Source organism: Streptomyces sp. NPDC091289 (assembly GCF_044757365.1).
Classification (GTDB): domain Bacteria; phylum Actinomycetota; class Actinomycetes; order Streptomycetales; family Streptomycetaceae; genus Streptomyces.
In genome coordinates this window covers 54171-72791 of record NZ_JBIVUT010000018.1, presented here as the reverse complement: position 1 = coordinate 72791, position 18621 = coordinate 54171, and the positions used below count along the sequence as shown (strand labels likewise).

The following is an 18621-nucleotide window of genomic DNA, read 5'->3' as shown; positions in this document are numbered from 1 at the left end:
CAACCGGCCAAGGTGTCCAAGGCCCTCAAGGCCCCCAAGGCGGAGTCGCATCTCGCGATGGTCCGCCGGGCGCGCCGGATCAACCGCGAGCTCGCCGAGGTCTATCCGTACGCCCATCCCGAGCTGGACTTCCGTAACCCCTTCGAGCTCCTCGTGGCCACGGTCCTCTCCGCCCAGACCACCGACCTGAGGGTCAACCAGACCACCCCCGCGCTCTTCGCCGCCTACCCCACCCCCGAGGACATGGCGGCGGCCGTGCCGGAGGAGATGGAGGAGATCATCCGGCCGACCGGGTTCTTCCGGGCGAAGACCAAGTCGCTGATAGGCCTCTCGGCCGCCCTCCGGGACCGGTTCGGCGGCGAGGTGCCGGGACGGCTGGAGGACCTCGTCACGCTGCCCGGCGTCGGCCGCAAGACCGCCAACGTCGTCCTGGGCAACGCGTTCGGGGTCCCCGGCATCACCGTCGACACGCACTTCGGCCGTCTGGTGCGGCGCTGGAAGTGGACCGACGAGGAGGACCCGGTGAAGGTCGAGGCGGTGGTCGCCGAGATCTTCCCGAAGAGCGAGTGGACGATGCTCTCGCACCGCGTGGTGTTCCACGGCCGCCGGATCTGCCACGCCCGCAAGCCCGCCTGCGGGGCCTGCCCCATCGCCCCGCTCTGCCCGTCGTACGGGGAGGGCGAGACCGATCCGGAGAAGGCCAGGAAGCTCCTGAAGTACGAGATGGGCGGCCATCCGGGCCAGCGGCTCAGCCCGCCCGCCGACTACCCGGGCAAGCCCGCGCCCGCGCTGGGGGCCGGGTGAGGGCACCCCTGGGCAGGGAAGGGCTCGGAACGAAATGGCCGACGACAGGCGTTGTGAAACGACGGGGGTGCCTATGACGCACACACACGGCACGACGCACGCGCACACACAGGGCACGGCCCAGGCGCACGGCACGGCGCACGTCAGGAGCGACGCCGCCGAGGGGCCGTCGCACACCGGCGGTGATGGCGGCCGCGCTCCCGATCCTGCCGTCTCCGTCACCACCGACGGCCTGCCCGCCTGGCTCGACCCCGTCGCCCGCGCCGCGCGCAGCGTCCGGCCGCAGCAGCTCAGCCGCTTCCTGCCGCCCGAGAGCGGGGCGGGCCGGCAGTCCGCCGTCCTGGTCCTGTTCGGCGAGGGGGAGCGCGGACCCGAACTGCTCCTCATGGAGCGCTCCGGAACGCTGCGCTCCCATGCCGGGCAGCCGTCCTTCCCCGGCGGCGCGCTGGACCCCGAGGACGGCGACCAGGCCACCACAGGGCCCCTGCGGGCGGCGCTGCGCGAGGCGGAGGAGGAGACCGGGCTCGACCCCCGGGGCGTACAGATCTTCGGCGTGCTGCCCCGGCTCTACATCCCGGTCAGCAGCTTCGTCGTGACGCCCGTGCTCGGCTGGTGGCGCGCGCCCAGCCCGGTCGGGGTGGTCGATCCGGCCGAGACGGCCCGCGTCTTCACGGTCCCCGTGGCGGATCTCACGGATCCCGCGAACCGGGCCACGGCCGTCCACCCGAGCGGCCACAGCGGCCCGGCATTCCTGGTCGAATCGGCTCTGGTCTGGGGATTCACGGCCGGAGTGATCGACCGGATTGTGCACTACGCGGGATGGGAACGCCCCTGGGACAGGGCCAGGCAGGTGCCGCTCGACTGGCGCGCATGACACGCTGGCTCTCCTGCTGCGCTGATCCGGGCCCGGCCCGGACCCCGTCACCACCGACGGGCCAGGTGACGAAAGTGCGAGGCTACAGACGGTGAACGTGCTCGACATCCTCCTGCTGCTCGCCGCCGTGTGGTTCGCGGTCATCGGCTACCGCCAGGGTTTCGTCGTCGGCATCCTGTCGGTGATCGGCTTCCTCGGGGGCGGGCTCATCGCCGTCTATCTGCTGCCGGTCATCTGGGGCCGGGTGACCGAGGACGCCGAGGTGTCCACCGCGGTCGCCATCGGCGCGGTCGTCATTGTGATCGTCTGCGCCTCGATCGGCCAGGCCTTCACCACCCACCTGGGCAACAAACTCCGCCGGTACATCACGTGGTCGCCCGCGCGCGCCCTGGACGCCACCGGCGGCGCCCTGGTCAATGTGGTGGCCATGCTGCTGGTGGCCTGGATGATCGGCCTGCTGCTGGCGGGCACCTCGCTGCCGACGCTCGGCAAGGAGGTCCGCAACTCCTCGGTCCTGCTCGGCGTCGACCGGGTGATGCCCAACCAGGCGCCCAGCTGGTTCCAGGACTTCTCCTCCGTCCTCGCGCAGAACGGCTTCCCGCAGGTCTTCAGCCCGTTCGCCAACGAACCGATCACCGAGGTCAAGGCCCCGGATCCGACCCTCGTGGGCAGCCCGGTCGCCGCCCGCGCCAAGAAGTCGATCGTCAAGGTCGTGGGGACGGCCCCGAGCTGCGGGAAGGTCCTCGAAGGGACCGGCTTCGTTTTCTCCGAGCGCCGGGTGATGACCAACGCCCATGTGGTCGGCGGCGTGGACGAGCCCACCGTCCAGATCGGCGGCGAGGGCCGGCTGTACGACGCGAAGGTCGTCCTCTACGACTGGCAGCGCGACATCGCGGTCCTGGACGTCCCCGACCTCCGGGCCAGGCCCCTGCAGTTCACCGGCACCGACGACGACGCGGAGACCGGCGACAGCGCGATCGTCGCGGGCTTCCCCGAGAACGGCGCGTACGACGTGCGCTCCGCCCGCGTCCGCGCCCGTATCGACGCCGACGGCCCGGACATCTACCACCGGGGCACGGTGCGCCGCGATGTGTACTCGCTCTACGCGACGGTGCGTCAGGGCAACTCGGGCGGCCCGCTGCTCACTCCGGACGGAAAGGTGTACGGAGTGGTGTTCGCCAAGTCGCTCGACGACCCGGACACCGGCTACGCGCTGACGGCCGACGAGATCCGCGAGGACATCGAGATCGGCCGCACGGCCAACCAGCAGGTCGACAGCCAGGGCTGTGCCCTCTGAGGCGTGTCCTGGCCGGGCCGGTGGGGTCAGTTACGGGGGTGGCGGAGCCGCGCCGAGACCCAGCGGGCCCGACGGCGGAGGATGCGCGGAATCCCGAGACGGGAACGGTGAAGGTCATGCACGTCGTGCACCCGGCCGCGGAGGCCGCCCCCCTCATGAGTGCTCACACCGGCTGACGCGGTGGAGCGGCGGTTGCGTGCTTCGTCAGTGAAGTCGTGCGTCCAGCCCATACCCCGACGTCTGCCCGTGTCCCAAGGTCGGTAATCGTGTGCGAGTCAGCCAATTGGCCTATGCGGCAGGCAATTGGCTGTTCGTCGGACACGCGTGCCCACGCCGGGCGGGCGGCTACCGATCGGGCTCGGGGTCCTTGAGCCAGTTGATGAGTTCGGTGGAGAAGCCGATCGGATCCTCCTCGTGGGGGAAGTGACCGACACCGTCGAAAAGTCGCCACCGGTAGGGCGCCTCGACGTACTGGCCGGACCCCGCGGAACTACGGGTGCGGACCGCCGGATCGAGCGACCCGTGCAGGTGCAGCGTGGGCACCCGGACCGGACGCTTCATCCGCCGGTTGAACTGGATACCGTCCGGACGCGCCATCGACCGGACCATCCAGCGGTACGGCTCGATCGAGCAGTGGGCGGTGGAGGGGATCCGCATGGCCCGCCGGTAGACGTCCAGGGTCTCCTCGTCGGGGAACTCCGGGGTGCGGGGGCCCGCCCAGTCCTGGATGAGGCCTCCCACCAGGGCGGCGTCGTCCGCGAGGAGCTGACGCTCCGGCAGCCAGGGGCGCTGGAAGCCCCAGACGTACGAACCGGCCCGCGACTGGGCGAAGTCGGACAGCATCGAGGAGCGCCAGCGGCGCGGGTGCGGCATGGAGGAGACGGCGAGCCGGCGGACCAGCTTGGGCCGCATCACGGCGGCCGTCCAGGCGAGGTAGCCGCCGAGGTCGTGGCCGACCAGGGCCGCGTCGGGCTCGCCGAGGGAGCGGATCACCCCGGTGACGTCGAGGGCCAGGTTGGCGGGGTCGTAACCGCGCGGGGTGCGGTCGCTGCCGCCCACCCCGCGCAGGTCCATCGCGACCGCCCGGAAGCCCGCGTCGGCGAGTGCGGTCAGCTGGTGACGCCAGGTCCACCAGAACTGCGGGAAGCCGTGCAGCAGGAGCACCAGGGGCCCCTCGCCCATCTCCGCGATGTGGAACCGGGCACCGTTGGCCGCCACGTCGCGGTGGGCCCAGGGGCCGTCGAGGCGCACCGGACCCCCGGTGGGGGCGGCCCGGCCCGCGGGGCTCGTGGCGGCCTGGTCTGCCGGGGCCGACGGGCCGGCCGAACCCACCGGGTCCACCGGACCCGTCGGGCCGAACGCACTGGAATCGGGAACCGTCATGTGGACGAGCGTGCCACAGCGGCGGCCTCGTCCTTACCGGTCCCGACACCGGTCCCGACACCGGAGCCGACAGCGGAGCCGCTCCCGTCGCTCTTCTTCGCCAGGGTGCTGCCGGAGCCGCCGGAGCGCTCGATGATCGCGGCGGCCTCGATGGACGCGCGCGGATGCGGCTTGGCGTTCTGCAGGACGGCCGCGGTCTGCTTGGCGGAGGCGATGGACTTCTCCGGCGGCTTGATCTTCTTGAACTTCCGCAGGCCGATGAACCCGATCAGGGCGGCCAGCAGAATGAAGGCGCCGGCCACGATCAGGAAGCACCACGCCAGACCCAGGCCCGAGCTGTGGATCCAGTACGCGGCCGCGAAGCTCAGCATCGGCATGGTGAACAGCAGCAGCACGCCCGCGGCGATGAACGCCGCGCTGCCGATCGCCCCGCGCTTGACGTCCTGCCGCACCTCCGCCTTGGCCAGGGCGATCTCGTCGTGCACCAGCGCGGACATCTCGGCCGTCGCCGAGGCGACCAGCTGCCCGATGCTGCGGTCCGCACTGCCCACGTAGTTGCCGGGGTCGCTCATCCCTGACTCCCTCTCCGTCTTCGACACATCCGATGTCAGATCATGCCGGACTGTTCGGCTTGTTGCCCGCTGCCCCCGCCCGCTCTTCGGCGAGACGGCGGTGTTCGGCCGCCTTGCGCTCAAGGATGGCGGCCATCCGCAGGTGATACTCCGGATCATCCTGCTCGTAGACGTCGGGTACCCCGGATCCGTCCTCGTCCCGCTCCTCGGCCTCGACCAGCACACGGTACTTGCGTACCCGGATCTTGAGCAGCACACAGGCGAGCGTGGCCGCGATCAGCGAACCGATCAGCACGGCGGCCTTGATGTCGTTGACCATGTCCGGGTCGCCCTCGAAGGCGAGCTCGCCGATGAGCAGCGAGACGGTGAACCCGATGCCGGCGAGCGTGGCCACCGCGAAGACATCGGGCCACGCCAGGTCCTTGTTCAGCTCCGCCTTGGTGAAGCGGGCGGTGAGGTAGGTGCCGCCGAAGATGCCGACGGTCTTGCCGACGACGAGACCGAGGACGACGCCGAGCGTCTCGGGCCGGGTGAAGACGCCCGCCAGCGCCTCGCCGTTCAGCGCGACCCCGGCCGAGAACAGGGCGAACAGCGGGACGGCGACCCCGGCCGACAGCGGGCGGACCAGGTGCTCGATGTGCTCGCCGGGGGAGTGCTTCTCGCCCTCGCGCCGGGTGCAGCGCAGCATCAGGCCCATCGCGACACCGGCGATGGTGGCGTGGACGCCGCTGTTGTACATGAGGCCCCAGATGACCAGGGCGAGCGGTACGTAGACGTACCAGCCCCGGACGTCGAAGCGGAGGAGGAGGTAGAAGACGGCCAGGCCCAGGACGGCCCCGCCGAGCGCCGGGAAGTTCAGGTCCGAGGTGAAGAACACCGCGATGATCAGGATCGCGAAGAGGTCGTCGACGACGGCGAGGGTGAGCAGGAAGGCCCGGAGCGCGGACGGCAGTGAGGTGCCGATCACCGCGAGGACGGCGAGCGCGAAGGCGATGTCGGTGGCCGTCGGGACCGCCCAGCCGTCCGTCGAACCGCCGCCGACGACCGCGGTGAGGGTGTAGACGAGGGCGGGCACGGCCATGCCGCACAGGGCCGCCACCACGGGGAGGGCCGCGGCCTTCGGATCGCGGAGTTCGCCCGCGACCAGTTCGCGCTTGAGCTCGACACCGGCGACGAAGAAGAAGACGGCGAGCAGACCGTCCGCCGCCCAGTGCGCCACGGAGAGGTCCAGGCCGAGGGCGCCGAGGCCGAAGTGGAAGTCGCTGATCGACCGGTACGAGCCGCCGAAGGTGTTCGCCCAGACGAGCGCGGCGACCGCCGCCACGAGCAGCAGCACACCGCCGACCGTCTCGGTGCGGAGCGCCTCCGCCACGTAGTTCCGCTCGGGGAGGGAGAGCTTGTCGAGCAACGGGCGTCGGGGCGGTGTGGGGGTGGCCGGGTTGGGCGGTGCCACGAGAGAGACCTCCAGGTCGGGCGGCGGGTGGGCATGACGGGTCGATGTGCCGACCAGACTTCCCGGCGCCCCTGTGGAGATGTTCTCTGGAGTTGTGGGTGAAGCGCCCACTCTACCGGGGCCGTACGAGGCGATCCCCGGGCCGTACGCCCGATGGGCACCCGGCGCGTTGCCGGATGCCCATCGGAGCCGTACTCATGCGTCACTCATGCGTCTGTTCTGTGCTGTCAGTCCTCGGACGAGTCGGACGAGGAGGACGGCAGCTGAGTGGTGATCAGGTCCATCACCGAGGAGTCGGTCAGCGTGGTGACGTCGCCCAGCTCGCGGTTCTCGGCGACATCGCGCAGCAGCCGGCGCATGATCTTGCCGGAGCGGGTCTTCGGCAGCTCGGCGACCGGCAGGACCCGCTTGGGCTTGGCGATCGGGCCGAGGGTGGTGCCGACGTGGTTGCGCAGGTCGGCGAGGAGTTCGTCGGAGGCGGTCGCGGTGGAGCGCAGGATGACGAAGGCGACGATGGCCTGGCCGGTGGTCTCGTCGGCGGCGCCGACCACGGCGGCCTCGGCGACCGAGGGGTGGGAGACGAGGGCGGATTCGACCTCGGTGGTGGAGATGTTGTGGCCGGAGACGAGCATGACGTCGTCGACCCGGCCGAGGAGCCAGATGTCGCCGTCCTCGTCCTTCTTGGCGCCGTCGCCCGCGAAGTACTTGCCCTCGAAGCGCGACCAGTAGGTGTCGATGAAGCGCTGGTCGTCGCCCCAGATGGTGCGGAGCATGGAGGGCCACGGCTCGGTGAGGACGAGGTAGCCGCCCCCGCCGTTCGGCACCTCGTTGGCCTCGTCGTCCACGACGGTGGCGGAGATGCCCGGCAGCGCGCGCTGGGCGCTTCCCGGCTTCGTGTCCGTCACACCGGGCAGCGGCGAGATCATCATCGCGCCGGTCTCGGTCTGCCACCAGGTGTCCACGATCGGGCACGTGTCGGCGCCGATGTGCTTGCGGTACCACATCCACGCCTCGGGGTTGATCGGCTCACCGACCGAACCCAGGACCCGGAGACTGCTCAGGTCGAACTTCGCGGGGATGTCGTCGCCCCACTTCATGAACGTACGGATCGCCGTGGGGGCGGTGTAGAGGATCGTGACGCCGTACTTCTGCACGATCTCCCAGAACCGGCCCTGGTGCGGGGTGTCGGGGGTGCCCTCGTACATGACCTGCGTCGCGCCGTTGGCCAGCGGCCCGTACACGATGTAGGAGTGCCCGGTGACCCAGCCGATGTCGGCGGTGCACCAGTAGACGTCGGACTCCGGCTTGAGGTCGAAGACCGCGCTGTGCGTGTACGAGGCCTGGGTGAGGTAGCCGCCGGAGGTGTGCAGGATGCCCTTCGGCTTACCCGTGGTGCCCGAGGTGTAGAGGATGAACAGCGGTTGCTCGGCCTCGAAGGCCTCGGGGGTGTGCTCGGCGGACTGCCGGGCGGTGATCTCGTGCCACCAGACGTCGCGGCCCTCGGTCCACGCGGTGTCCTGGCCGGTGCGCCGGACGACCAGGACGTGCTCGACGTTCTCGAAGCGGGAGACGGCGTCGTCGACGGCGGGCTTGAGCGCGGAGGGCTTGCCGCGGCGGTAGCCGCCGTCGGCGGTGATGACGACCTTGGCGTCCGCGTCCTTGATCCGGGCGGCGATGGCGTCGGCCGAGAAGCCGCCGAAGACCACGGAGTGCGCTGCGCCGATGCGGGCGCAGGCCAGCATCGCGATCGCGGCCTCGGGGATCATCGGCAGGTAGACGGCGACCCGGTCGCCCTTGCCGACACCGAGCTCGGTCAGCGCGTTGGCGGCCCGGGAGACCTCGTCCTTCAGCTCGGCGTAGGTGATGGCCCGGCTGTCGCCCGGCTCGCCCTCGAAGTGGATGGCGACCCGGTCGCCGTTGCCGGCCTCGACGTGGCGGTCCACGCAGTTGTACGCGACGTTCAGCTTGCCGTCCGCGAACCACTTCGCGAAGGGCGGGTTGCTCCAGTCGAGGGTCTCGGTCGGCTCGGTGGCCCACGTCAGGCGGCGGGCCTGCTCGGCCCAGAAGCCCAGCCGGTCCGCCTCGGCCTGCTCGTACGCCTCTGCGGTGACGTTGGCGTTGGCGGCCAGCTCGGCAGGCGGAGCGAATTTCCGCTCTTCCCGAAGCAGGTTGGCCAGGCTCTCGTTGCTCACGACTTCTCCCAGTCCCAGGGTGTCCGTTGTGTCCCGGGGCATAGCTCATCAGGCGCGGGGCCAGGTGACAAGGGCCTGCCGGGAATTGGTTTAGACCTGTGTCTTCGTGTATGGAGCCATGATCCCGCTCCGCGGTCGAGGGCCGCCGTACGACGCGTGGCGCACGGCAGTTCCGTCCCCCGCGTGGTGCGGAACGGGGGCATCTGGTTGCACGGGTCCGGAGCTCGCCCGGTTCAGGCCGGAGGCGTTCGGGCTAGTCGATAACCCTTATTGGTGAATAAGAAGCTTTTCATTCGGTATGTCGCTCTTTCTGTAGGGGGCTGCGTGCGAATTTGGCCGCGCCGTGTCGGCACTTCAACGCAAATAACCTGCAAGGAAGAGGGTGGGCGGATGATGGCCGCCACGAAGAGGATCGCCTTGGGCGTCATGACCACGGCCTTGGTCGCCGTTCTCGCGGGCTGCTCCGGGGCCGGATCCGGAGGGCCCGCGTCCGGGGGCTCGGGGGCCGACGCGGAGAAGGGCGCCCACGGCGCCAAGGAGAACCCTCCGGCCGCCGCCCCGAAGAACGCGGTCAAGCTCATCGGGGACGGATCCACCGCCTTCACCGGGGTCCAGCCGAAGATGCCGGCCGTCGAACGCCTGGCGCCCGGCGAGAAGCCTCCGCAGTTCGTGGTGTTCTCCTGGGACGGCGCCGGAGAGGACAGCCAGAAGCTCTTCTCGCACTTCCGCGGCGTCGCCAAGAAGTACAACGCCAACATGACGTACTTCCTCAGCGGCGTGTACCTGCTGCCGGAGGAGAAGAAGGACCTCTACAACCCGCCCCAGCACGCGCCGGGCCGTTCCGACATCGGCTTCAACGACACCGAGGGCATCCGCAACACCCTCGCCGAGGTTCGTGCCGCCTGGCAGGAGGGCAACGAGATCGGCACCCACTTCAACGGCCACTTCTGCGGCAAGGACGGCGGCGTCGGAACCTGGTCCGTCGATGAGTGGAAGAGCGAAATCAGCCAGGCGAAAGCCTTCGTCAAGAGCTGGAAGACCAACACTCCGGAGCTGAAGGGCGAGGCCCCGCTCCCCTTCGACTACGACAAGGAACTGGTCGGCGCCCGCACCCCCTGCCTCGAAGGCCAGAAGAACATGATCGCCGCCGCCCGGACCATGGGCTTCCGCTACGACTCCAGCGGCGTCGGCAACCAGGTCTGGCCCAAGAAGAAGGACGGGGTCTGGGACATCCCGCTCCAGCTCGTCCCGATGCCCGGCCGCGCCTTCGAGACGCTCTCGATGGACTACAACTTCATGGTCAACCAGTCCGGCACGGCCACCCAGGGGGACCCCTCCCAGCACGAGTACTGGGGGAACCAGATGCGGGACGGGCTGCTTCAGGCCTTCGACCGCTCGTACAACGGCAACCGGGCGCCCTTGATCATCGGCAACCACTTCGAATCCTGGAACGGCGGCACCTACATGCGCGCCATCGAGGAGACCATCGCGAAGGTGTGCCCCAAGGAGGGTGTGCGCTGTGTGTCCTTCCGGCAGCTCGCCGACTGGCTGGACGCGCAGGACCCGAAGACGCTGGCCAAGCTGACCACGCTCGGCGTCGGCGAAGCGCCCAAGACGGGCTGGTCATCCTACCTCGGCACCCAGCCGGCTGCCGCCGGTCCCGCGGACAAGGGTGAGGCGGGTTCGTCCGCCCGCGACGCCCGCTGATCGCACCGCATCGTCATCGTTCGTCGGCCACCTTCCAGTGGCCGACGAACACGGGGGCGAACACGGGGGCGAACACGGGGGTGAACTTGGGCGTGGTGAGCAGGCCCGGCGGCCGTGGCGGCTCCCGCGTGACGCGTCAGACGGGTGAGGTCACGGCTGCTCCGGCGTGCCGTTCGTCGAGCACGAAGGCGGGGTCGACCTGGGCGGCCAGGTCGGCACCGGTCTTCTCGTTGCCCCAGCTCTCGGCGTTCTTCAGGTGGAAGTGCACCATCTGGCGCGTGTAGCGCTCCCAGTCGCGCAGCCCGTACGAGTCTTCGGCGGCGTCCTGCAGTGCTTGCAGGGCCATCCGGTTGTCGGCCTCCAGCAGCTCGAACCTGGACGGCCGACCCTTCTCCATCGACCGTACCCAGTCGGAGTGGCCGACCCCGATCAGCAGGTCGTCCCCGACCTCCGCGCGCAGGAACTCCAGGTCGTCCGGGCCCTGCACCTTGTTCCCGACAACCTTCAGGGCGACGCCGAAGTCGCGCGCGTACTCCTTGTACTGGCGGTACACCGACACCCCCTTACGGGTCGGCTCCGCGACCAGGAACGTCATGTCGAAGCGTGTGAACATGCCCGACGCGAACGAGTCCGAGCCCGCCGTCATATCGACCACGACGTACTCGTCGGGACCGTCGACCAGGTGGTTGAGGCAGAGCTCCACGGCCCCGACCTTGGAGTGGTAGCAGGCCACCCCGAGATCGGACTCGGTGAAGGGGCCCGTCGCCATCAGCCGGACGTCCCCGTCGTCGAGCCGCACCGTACGCGCGCAGGCCTCGAAGATCGGGTTGTCCTCGCGGACCCGCAGCAGCCGGGAGCCCTCGCCGGGCGGAGTCGTCTTGATCATCGTCTCGGCGGAAGCGATACGGGGATTGGCGCCCCGCAGATAGTCCTTGATGAGGGGGAGGTACGCGCCCATGGCGGGCAGTGCGGCGGCCTCCGCATCGTCCAGACCGAGAGCGGCCCCCAGGTGCTGGTTGATATCGGCGTCCACGGCGATGACGTGGGCTTCGTTGGCGGCGAGGTGGCGGATGAAGAGCGAGGACAGCGTGGTCTTTCCGCTGCCGCCCTTCCCGACGAAAGCGATCTTCATGTTCACCTAGGGTAGCGGCTTCATTGCGGTGTGCTGTCATCGTTCGTGAAGAAGGCCACTTGGGGGTGGTCCGGGTGGGGCGGGCGCGTAGCCTCGCTACTTATGAGTACGACTGCCTCAGACCCGCTTGCCGCGCTCGGCTCCCTGCCCGGAGTGCCCGATGCCGTGGACTCCGTACGCAAGGCCGTCGACCGGGTCTACGGTCATCGCGTCATGCGCCGCCGCAGCAATGAGGTCACGGCCGAAGCCGCACTGCGGGGTTCTCGTGGTTCGGCCGCACTGGCCGGTGCCGACTGGAACCTCGAAGAGGTGCGTCGGCGCACCGACTTCAGTGGTGAGGACGAGGCGCGCATGGTCGGTGCCGCGCTGCGACTCACCGCGGAGGCGGGTCAACTCCTCTCCATCTGGCGGCAGTCGCCGCTGCGGGTGCTGGCTCGTCTGCATCTGGTGGCGGCCGGCGGGGCGAGCCCCGACGATGCGGTGGGGCGTCCTCGGCTGGCGGGCGAGTCCGTCGACGAGCCGCTGATCGAGGCGCCGCTGCCCGGGGCCGAGGAGGTCGCCGGACGGCTCGAAGGGCTCTCGCAGTTGATCATCGCGGGCGGCAGCGCCCCCGCCCTGGTCACGGCCGCCGTGGTGCACGGCGAACTGCTGGCGCTGCGCCCGTTCGGCTCGCACAACGGTCTGGTGGCCCGGACGGCCGAGCGCATCGTGCTGATCGGCAGCGGACTGGACCCGAAGTCGATCTGCCCGGCCGAGGTGGGGCACGCGGAACAGGGCCGGGCGGCCTATGTCGCGGCGTTCGAGGGCTACACGGCCGGAACCCCGGAGGGCATGGCCGCCTGGATCGCTCACTGCGGGCGCTCGATCGAGCTGGGTGTGCGCGAGTCGACCGCGGTGTGCGAGGCACTTCAGCGCGGCGCCGCCTGAGGGTCCGACGTGACCCGAGGGTGAGGGTGACCTGAGGGGGTGGGTGTCCTGAGGAGGCGGCGCGGCGGGCGGCGGAGGGCGACGGCTCGGGCAAGGGTTGCGGCGGTACCGAAGTGCGGTACCGCCGCTGGCACGTCCGCCCAGTTACCAAGCGTCCTCGTAAATTGCCCATCAGGTCGGGTACTTTGCCCGTCACCTGGTGCGGCTGGCCCGTAATCGACGGGTCGACGTCGCGTGGGTGCTCGGCCTTCGTGCGCGGTCCGTGGGGCCGTGCTGCGTTACAGGTCATCCTCACGGATGTCCTTGGTCTCGCGGGCCGTTAAATCCTTTGTACTCCAGGACCAGGGGAAGGGAAACCCCTGGCCCTGCTTCTTTACTTTTAGGTTCAATCAGGGGCGAATCGGGCGAGGGGTGCCCCGGCGAAGCACTTCACCCCGAATCACTCCACCCCGGCCCGCTCCGCCCCGGCTCGGCTTGCTCCGCCCCGGCCCGCTCCGTCTCATCCCGGCAGAGTGGCGCAGGCGGTACGCCGACGACTGGCGTACCAGACCAGTCCCGCGGTGACGGCTGCCGCGCCGACCGCGGCCGCCGCCACCAGGGCGGGGCGGGGCGGCATCGAGAAGGCGGGCAGACGCTGCTTGAGCCGGACCGGGCGATCGAAGACGAGAATCGGCCACTCGCGAAGGGTCGCTTCGCGGCGCAGCGCGCGGTCGGGGTTGACCGCGTGCGGGTGGCCGACCGACTCCAGCATCGGCACATCGGTCGCCGAGTCGCTGTAGGCGTAACAGCGCGAAAGGTCGTACCCCTCCGAGACCGCGAGCGCCTTCACGGCCTCGGCCTTGGTCGGTCCGTAGGCGTAGTACTCGACCTCGCCCGTGAAGCAGCCGTCGTCGCCGACGACCATGCGTGTGGCGACGACACGGTCGGCTCCGAGCAATTCGCCGATGGGTTCGACGACTTCGGCGCCCGAGGTCGAAACGATGACGACATCGCGTCCTGCTGTGTGGTGTTCCTCGATGAGGGTGGCGGCCTCGTCGTAGATGATCGGGTCGATCAGGTCGTGCAGGGTCTCGGCGACGATCTCCTTGACCTGCTGGACGTTCCACCCCTTGCAGAGGGCGGAGAGGTATTCACGCATCCGCTCCATCTGGTCGTGATCGGCGCCCCCGGCGAGGAACACGAACTGTGCGTACGCAGTGCGCAGTACAGCGCGGCGGTTGATCAGTCCGCCTTGGTAGAAGGACTTGCTGAAGGTCAGCGTCGAAGACTTCGCAATGACCGTCTTGTCCAGGTCAAAGAAGGCTGCTGTGCGCGGCGAGAAGCAGTTTTCCACAACGCTGAGCATAGGGGCCCGCCATTCGGCGTAAACTCCGGCGCGTGGGTTTGCCTGAGAAGGCCCTCGGGTACACCATGGAAGTCACGGATCGTTCGCGACCGTGCTAACCCGGTCCGACTCCTCCCCCCCCGAGTCGGCCGTGGGGACGACCCCCGCTCTCCCCCCCGGCGGGGGTCGTCGCATGTCCGGACGCGTTTTTGGGGTGGGAACCACCTGGGCCTCCCGTCTGGCCGTCATCGGCCCGATCGTGCGAGCCGGGCGTAGTGCGACTCGTCTCGTCACAGTGTGTAGCCAAAGGGCTGCACTCCGGAAGTCGCTGGTATGGGTGACGAAGTTATTCACAACCTCGGGGTTGTCCACAGTTTTCCATCAAGATCCACATGTTTTTCCGTGGTGCTGCACGTTGATTCCACCCGCGAAGTCCGCGGGTGTCGGAATCGCGCATCTCGGAAACGTTCGAGAACGCCGCGAACCGCACTGAAGGGGCAGTGAGAAGGGGGCGGAGATCGTGGCTGGATCCCTGGCAGGAGAAGGGGCGGCGGTCGCCGACGGGCGCCGCGGAGGTCCGCTGATCGTGACGGAGGACGTGGAGCTGCTCGACGACCTGCTGCGGCTGTGCGCGGCGGCCGGAGCCGAGCCCGAGGTTCATCACGGGCCGCCCGGACGTCGTGGCGGGTGGGAACGGGCCCCGATGGTGCTGGTGGGCGATGACGCCGCCGAGCGGTGCCGGGGCGCCGGCCGCCGGAAGGGGGTGATGCTGGTCGGCCGGGACCAGGACGACCCGGACGTGTGGCGGCGGGCGGTGGAGATCGGGGCCGAATATGTGCTGCGACTGCCCGATTCCGAGGGCTGGCTCGTCGACCAGATCGCCAACGCCGCCGAAGGCGTGGGGCGGCCCGCGCTCACCGTCGGCGTGATGGGCGGCCGGGGCGGCTCCGGCGCATCGACGCTGGCCTGCGCGCTTGCCGTGAGTGCGGCGAGGTCCGGTCGGCGGACGATGCTGATCGACGCCGACCCACTGGGAGGCGGGATCGACGTCCTGCTCGGCGGCGAACGTGCCGAAGGCATGCGGTGGCCGGATTTCGCGCAATCGAAGGGGCGTCTCGGCGGTGGAGCCCTTGAGGACTCGCTGCCCGCGCTCCACGGGCTGAGGGTGCTGAGCTGGGGGCGCGACGACGAGGTGATGATCCCGCCGCAGGCGATGCGGGCCGTGCTCGCCGCCGCGCGCCGGCTCGGCGGGGTGGTGGTCGTGGACCTCCCGCGCCGGGTCGACGAGGGCGTCGCGGAGGCCTTGGCCCAACTCGATCTCGGCCTGCTCGTGGTGCCGGGCGAGCTGCGCGCGGTCGCGGCGGCCAAACGCGTGGCGGCCACGGCCGGAATGGTGCTGGACGACCTGCGGGTGGTGCCCCGGGGCCCGTATGCGTCAGGTCTGGACGGGCCGTGGGTCGCCCGGGCCACCGGCCTCCCGCTCGTCGGTGAACTTCCTCTGGAGTCGGGCCTTCTGGCCTCCCAGGACGAGGGAACCCCACCTGGCGGCAGTGCCCGGGGCCCGCTGGCCCGGTTCTGTTCGGCCTTCTGGGAACAGGTGGCGGCGGCCGGCGACACCAGCCCCGTGTCCCGCCCGCCCGAGGGAGGGACGGCATGACGGACGACATGCTCGACGCCGTACGCCAGCGGCTGGCACGCAGCGGCGCCGCTCCCACCCCGGCCGGTGTGGCGGCCGCTCTACGGGCCCAGGGCCGGTTGTTGGGGGACGCCGAGGTGCTCGGAGCCGCGGCGGAGCTGCGGGGAGAACTCGTCGGCACGGGAGTGCTGGAGCCGCTGCTCGCGGACCCGGAGGTGACGGATGTGCTGGTGTCCGCACCGGACCGGGTGTGGGTGGACCGGGGAGGCGGACTTCAGCTGACGGGCATCACCTTCCCGGACGCGGCGGCGGTCCGGAGGCTGGCCCAGCGACTCGCGGCGGCGGCCGGCAGGAGGCTGGACGACGCACGGCCGTGGGTGGACGCACGACTGCCCGACGGCACCCGGATGCATGCCGTGCTGCCCCCGGTGTCCGTCGGCTCGACCTGTCTCTCCCTGCGCGTGGTGCGGCCGCGGGCCTTCTCGCTGGCGGAGCTGGTGGCCGCGGGCACGGTGCCGCCGGGCGGCGACCGGATCCTGCGGGCCCTCGTGGAAGCGCGGATCTCCTACGTGATCAGCGGCGGAACGGGAGCGGGCAAGACGACCCTCCTCGCCAGTCTGCTGGGCGCGGTCGGCGTGAACGAGCGGATCGTGCTCGCCGAGGACTCCGCCGAACTGCGGCCGGACCATCCGCATGTGGTCCGCCTCGAGTCCCGCCCGGCCAATCAGGAGGGCGCGGGCCGGGTGACGCTGCGGGATCTGGTGCGGCAGGCGCTGCGCATGCGGCCCGACCGGCTGGTGGTCGGAGAGGTACGGGGCGCCGAAGTCACCCAGCTGTTGGCCGCCTTGAACACCGGGCACGAAGGAGGCTGCGGCACCGTCCACGCGAACGCCGCCGAACATGTCCCCGCCCGGCTGGAGGCGCTGGGCACCGCGGCCGGCCTCGACCGGTTCGCCCTGCACAGCCAGTTGGCGGCCGCGCTCTCGGTGGTCGTGCACCTCGTGCGGGACCGCGTGGGGCAACGGCGGGTCGCCGAGGTGCACGTCCTGGAGCGGGACGCGGCGGGTCTGGTCCTCACGGTTCCGGCCCTGAGCTGGGGCGTCGGTGGATTTGTTCCGGAGCGGGGATGGGAACGGCTGCGGTCGCTGATCGGAGGTGCGCTGTGACAGGGGGAGCGTCCGTGTACGAGGCCCACGCGGTGGCTCTCTGCGCCGGTTCGGCGGTGTGGCTCGCGATGGTGCGGGAGCCGGGGGTGCGCCGGGCGCGGGTGCTGTTCGTGGACGCTCCGCCCGAGTCGCGTCGGACGTGGGACCGATGGCCACGTCTGCTCAAGGCCCGGGGGCGCGTGCAGGAGGCGGCCCGGGAGCGTCGGGAGTGGTGGTGCGTTCCGGTCGCCGTGCTGCTTGCGGTGCTGGGGGGTTCGGTGCTGCCGCTGGTCGCGGGAGCCGTGGCGGTCCCGTTGTTACGCCGGTGGCTGCGGAGGCGGGCGGGAGCGAGGGAGGCGGAGAAGGCGGCGACCGCGGTGGCGGCGTTGTGCGGAGCCGTGGTCGGGGAGCTGCGGGCCGGCCGTGAGCCGGGGCAGGCGTTGCTGGTCGCGCTGCGCGAAGGCCTCGTGGCGGACGGCCCTTCGGCGGTGACCGCTTCCGTAAGCCCGCTGGGGGAGGCGGAGACCGCGGTGCTGGCGGCGGCGCGGTTCGGCGGCGACGTGCCGGCAGCACTGCGGCAGGCGGCGGAGGGCCCGGGGCTGGGGGGCCTGTCCGGGATGGCCGCGTGCTGGCGGGTGGCGGTGGACGGCGGGGCCGGGCTGGCGACCGGGCTGGAGCGCCTGGAGACCGCGCTGAGGGACGACCGGCGCAGACGGGAGGAGTTGCGCGCCCAACTGGCGGGGGCGTGGTCGACGGTCGTGGTTCTGGCACTGCTCCCGGTCGCGGGCCTGGGGCTGGGCGCGGCCCTCGGAGCCGAACCCTTGCGCGTACTGCTGCACACCCCGGGCGGCCTGGCCTGTCTGGCGGCGGGCGCGTTCCTGGAGGCGGCCGGGCTGTTCTGGGCCTGCCGGATCGTGCGCGGAGGGGAGGCGGCGTGAACGCGGCGGACGGAGAAGTTCTCCACAGGCTGGGGATGTGGGCGGCGTTCCTGGGCGTGGCGGCGCAACTGGCAGCGGTGGCTGCCGCCAGGTATCGGAAGGGAGCGGTTCGCGGGCGGGGCGCACTGCTGTTGGGCACGGTCACGGTGGCACGGCCCGGCAGGTGGAGCCGGGCGGTCGCACGGTTCCGGCCGAGCGGTGGTTCGGGCTTCTCCGAGGCGTCCCGGCGGTGGGCGGCTCCGGCCGGTGCCTGGCTGACCGGATGGATTCTGGTCGGCGGTGTGATGGGCTGCGCCGTCGGTTCGGCCGCGGCGTACGGGACATGGCGGTGGCAGCGAGCCCGGCCCCGCTCTCGTCCCGGCGGCATCCATCCGGAGCGGGCCGTGATCGCCGGGCAGCTTCCGCTGGCCGCGGATCTGCTGGCGGCCTGTATCGCGGTCGGGGCAGGCCCCCGGGAGGCAGCCGAGGAGGTGGGCGAATCCATCGGCGGCCCGGTCGGCGACCGGCTCGCCCGAACCGCGGCCGAGATCCGCCTCGGCGGCGAACCGGCCGAGGCGTGGGGCCGGTTCGCGGAGATACCGGGCGCAGGCCCGCTGGCCCGCTGCCTGCACCGGGCAGGCTCGACAGGAGCTCCGGCCGCGGAGCCGATTGCCAGGCTGGCGGATTCGATGCGCGCCGAGCGAGCCGCTGCGGCGGTGGCGCGGGCACACCGGGCCGGGGTGCTGATCACCGCACCGGTCGGCCTCTGCTTCCTCCCCGCCTTCCTGGCGGTCGGGGTGGCCCCGGTGATCATCGGCCTGGCCGGTGACCTGCTCGCGACCGGCCGCCCGGGCCGGTGAGGCTGCGCGGGGTTCGCGGCCGGAGGTGACCTGCCTGCCATTCATTTCCGCTGTCACTCACGGGTGTTCCGTTCGGGCACCCGCTCGTCATCGATATCGATGCTCATCGGGGGATGAAATGAACACGAAGTTCTGGGACCGGACCGTCGGCGCTCTGCGCGTGGGGCGGCTGTCCACGAGGGTGCCTGTCGGGCCGGCGAAGTGGTCCGCTCGGTGGGCGGGGCGGCTCGGCCGGTCCGATCGAGGGATGACCACGTCCGAGTACGCGGTGGGAACCATCGCCGCGTGTGCCTTCGCGGCGGTGCTCTACAAGGTGGTGAACAGCGGGCCGGTGCTGTCGGCGCTGCAGTCGCTGGTCGAGGACGCGCTCGATGCGAAGTTCTGAGATTCCGTCAGCG

Annotated in this window: 17 protein-coding genes; 10 read left to right on the top strand and 7 right to left on the bottom strand. The window is 70.9% G+C overall.

Annotated features, from left to right (window positions below; genetic code table 11):
• The first annotated feature begins 57 nt into the window (after window positions 1–57).
• From nth to ACIQPT_RS23970, 3 genes are all read left to right on the top strand, one after another.
• Complete coding sequence (nth, locus tag ACIQPT_RS23980) at window positions 58–804, top strand: endonuclease III (protein ID WP_401158494.1); 747 nt, start codon at window positions 58–60, stop codon at window positions 802–804.
• A gap of 73 nt (window positions 805–877) precedes the next feature.
• Window positions 878–1678, top strand: a complete 801-nt coding sequence (locus ACIQPT_RS23975) for an NUDIX hydrolase (protein WP_401158294.1) — start codon at window positions 878–880, stop codon at window positions 1676–1678.
• Window positions 1679–1769: 91 nt separating this feature from the next.
• Window positions 1770–2975, top strand: coding sequence for a MarP family serine protease (locus ACIQPT_RS23970; RefSeq protein ID WP_401158292.1), 1206 nt, complete (start codon window positions 1770–1772; stop codon window positions 2973–2975).
• A 26-nt stretch (window positions 2976–3001) separates the two neighbouring features.
• Here ACIQPT_RS23970 and ACIQPT_RS23965 read toward each other — a convergent pair whose 3' ends face one another.
• From ACIQPT_RS23965 to acs, 5 genes are all read right to left on the bottom strand, one after another.
• Window positions 3002–3205, bottom strand: coding sequence for a hypothetical protein (locus tag ACIQPT_RS23965; protein ID WP_401158290.1), 204 nt, complete (start codon window positions 3203–3205; stop codon window positions 3002–3004).
• 115 nt (window positions 3206–3320) lie between these two features.
• Window positions 3321–4358: an alpha/beta fold hydrolase gene (locus ACIQPT_RS23960; protein ID WP_401158287.1), complete on the bottom strand. Its 1038-nt coding sequence runs from the start codon at window positions 4356–4358 to the stop codon at window positions 3321–3323.
• A complete protein-coding gene (locus ACIQPT_RS23955; protein WP_401158285.1) occupies window positions 4355–4930 on the bottom strand; it encodes a phage holin family protein in 576 nt (191 codons plus the stop codon). Before ACIQPT_RS23955 ends, ACIQPT_RS23960 begins: the two co-directional genes overlap by 4 nt.
• 40 nt (window positions 4931–4970) lie before the next feature.
• On the bottom strand, window positions 4971–6383 hold the full coding sequence (nhaA, locus tag ACIQPT_RS23950) for a Na+/H+ antiporter NhaA (protein WP_401158283.1): 1413 nt from the start codon (window positions 6381–6383) through the stop codon (window positions 4971–4973).
• 227 nt (window positions 6384–6610) lie between these two features.
• On the bottom strand, window positions 6611–8617 hold the full coding sequence (gene acs, locus ACIQPT_RS23945; protein WP_401158281.1) for an acetate--CoA ligase: 2007 nt from the start codon (window positions 8615–8617) through the stop codon (window positions 6611–6613).
• Window positions 8618–8965: 348 nt separating this feature from the next.
• On the opposite strand from acs, the gene ACIQPT_RS23940 reads away from it, so the two are divergent.
• Complete coding sequence (locus ACIQPT_RS23940; RefSeq protein WP_401158279.1) at window positions 8966–10282, top strand: hypothetical protein; 1317 nt, start codon at window positions 8966–8968, stop codon at window positions 10280–10282.
• A gap of 136 nt (window positions 10283–10418) precedes the next feature.
• On the opposite strand, the gene ACIQPT_RS23935 is transcribed toward ACIQPT_RS23940, so the two are convergent.
• The gene (locus ACIQPT_RS23935) at window positions 10419–11414 is read right to left on the bottom strand and encodes an ATP-binding protein (protein ID WP_401158277.1); all 996 of its coding nucleotides are present in this window, start codon (window positions 11412–11414) and stop codon (window positions 10419–10421) included.
• 102 nt (window positions 11415–11516) lie between these two features.
• Between ACIQPT_RS23935 and ACIQPT_RS23930 the strand changes: the two genes are divergently transcribed.
• Window positions 11517–12341 carry an oxidoreductase gene (locus ACIQPT_RS23930; RefSeq protein WP_401158275.1) on the top strand — a complete coding sequence of 275 codons (825 nt, stop codon included), beginning with the start codon at window positions 11517–11519 and terminating at the stop codon, window positions 12339–12341.
• 499 nt (window positions 12342–12840) lie between these two features.
• Here ACIQPT_RS23930 and ACIQPT_RS23925 read toward each other — a convergent pair whose 3' ends face one another.
• Window positions 12841–13686: an HAD family hydrolase gene (locus ACIQPT_RS23925; RefSeq protein WP_401158273.1), complete on the bottom strand. Its 846-nt coding sequence runs from the start codon at window positions 13684–13686 to the stop codon at window positions 12841–12843.
• A 499-nt stretch (window positions 13687–14185) separates the two neighbouring features.
• On the opposite strand from ACIQPT_RS23925, the gene ssd reads away from it, so the two are divergent.
• The 5 genes from ssd to ACIQPT_RS23900 all read left to right on the top strand — a co-directional run bounded on the left by ssd (window position 14186) and on the right by ACIQPT_RS23900 (window position 18608).
• Complete coding sequence (ssd, locus tag ACIQPT_RS23920) at window positions 14186–15322, top strand: septum site-determining protein Ssd (protein WP_401158270.1); 1137 nt, start codon at window positions 14186–14188, stop codon at window positions 15320–15322.
• Window positions 15319–16467: a TadA family conjugal transfer-associated ATPase gene (locus tag ACIQPT_RS23915; protein ID WP_401158268.1), complete on the top strand. Its 1149-nt coding sequence runs from the start codon at window positions 15319–15321 to the stop codon at window positions 16465–16467. The genes ssd and ACIQPT_RS23915 overlap by 4 nt, the downstream gene beginning before the upstream one ends.
• A complete protein-coding gene (locus tag ACIQPT_RS23910) occupies window positions 16464–17384 on the top strand; it encodes a type II secretion system F family protein (protein ID WP_401158266.1) in 921 nt (306 codons plus the stop codon). The genes ACIQPT_RS23915 and ACIQPT_RS23910 overlap by 4 nt, the downstream gene beginning before the upstream one ends.
• Window positions 17381–18223 carry a type II secretion system F family protein gene (locus tag ACIQPT_RS23905; RefSeq protein ID WP_401158264.1) on the top strand — a complete coding sequence of 281 codons (843 nt, stop codon included), beginning with the start codon at window positions 17381–17383 and terminating at the stop codon, window positions 18221–18223. Before ACIQPT_RS23910 ends, ACIQPT_RS23905 begins: the two co-directional genes overlap by 4 nt.
• 118 nt (window positions 18224–18341) lie before the next feature.
• On the top strand, window positions 18342–18608 hold the full coding sequence (locus tag ACIQPT_RS23900) for a DUF4244 domain-containing protein (RefSeq protein ID WP_401158262.1): 267 nt from the start codon (window positions 18342–18344) through the stop codon (window positions 18606–18608).
• The last annotated feature ends 13 nt before the right edge of the window (window positions 18609–18621 follow it).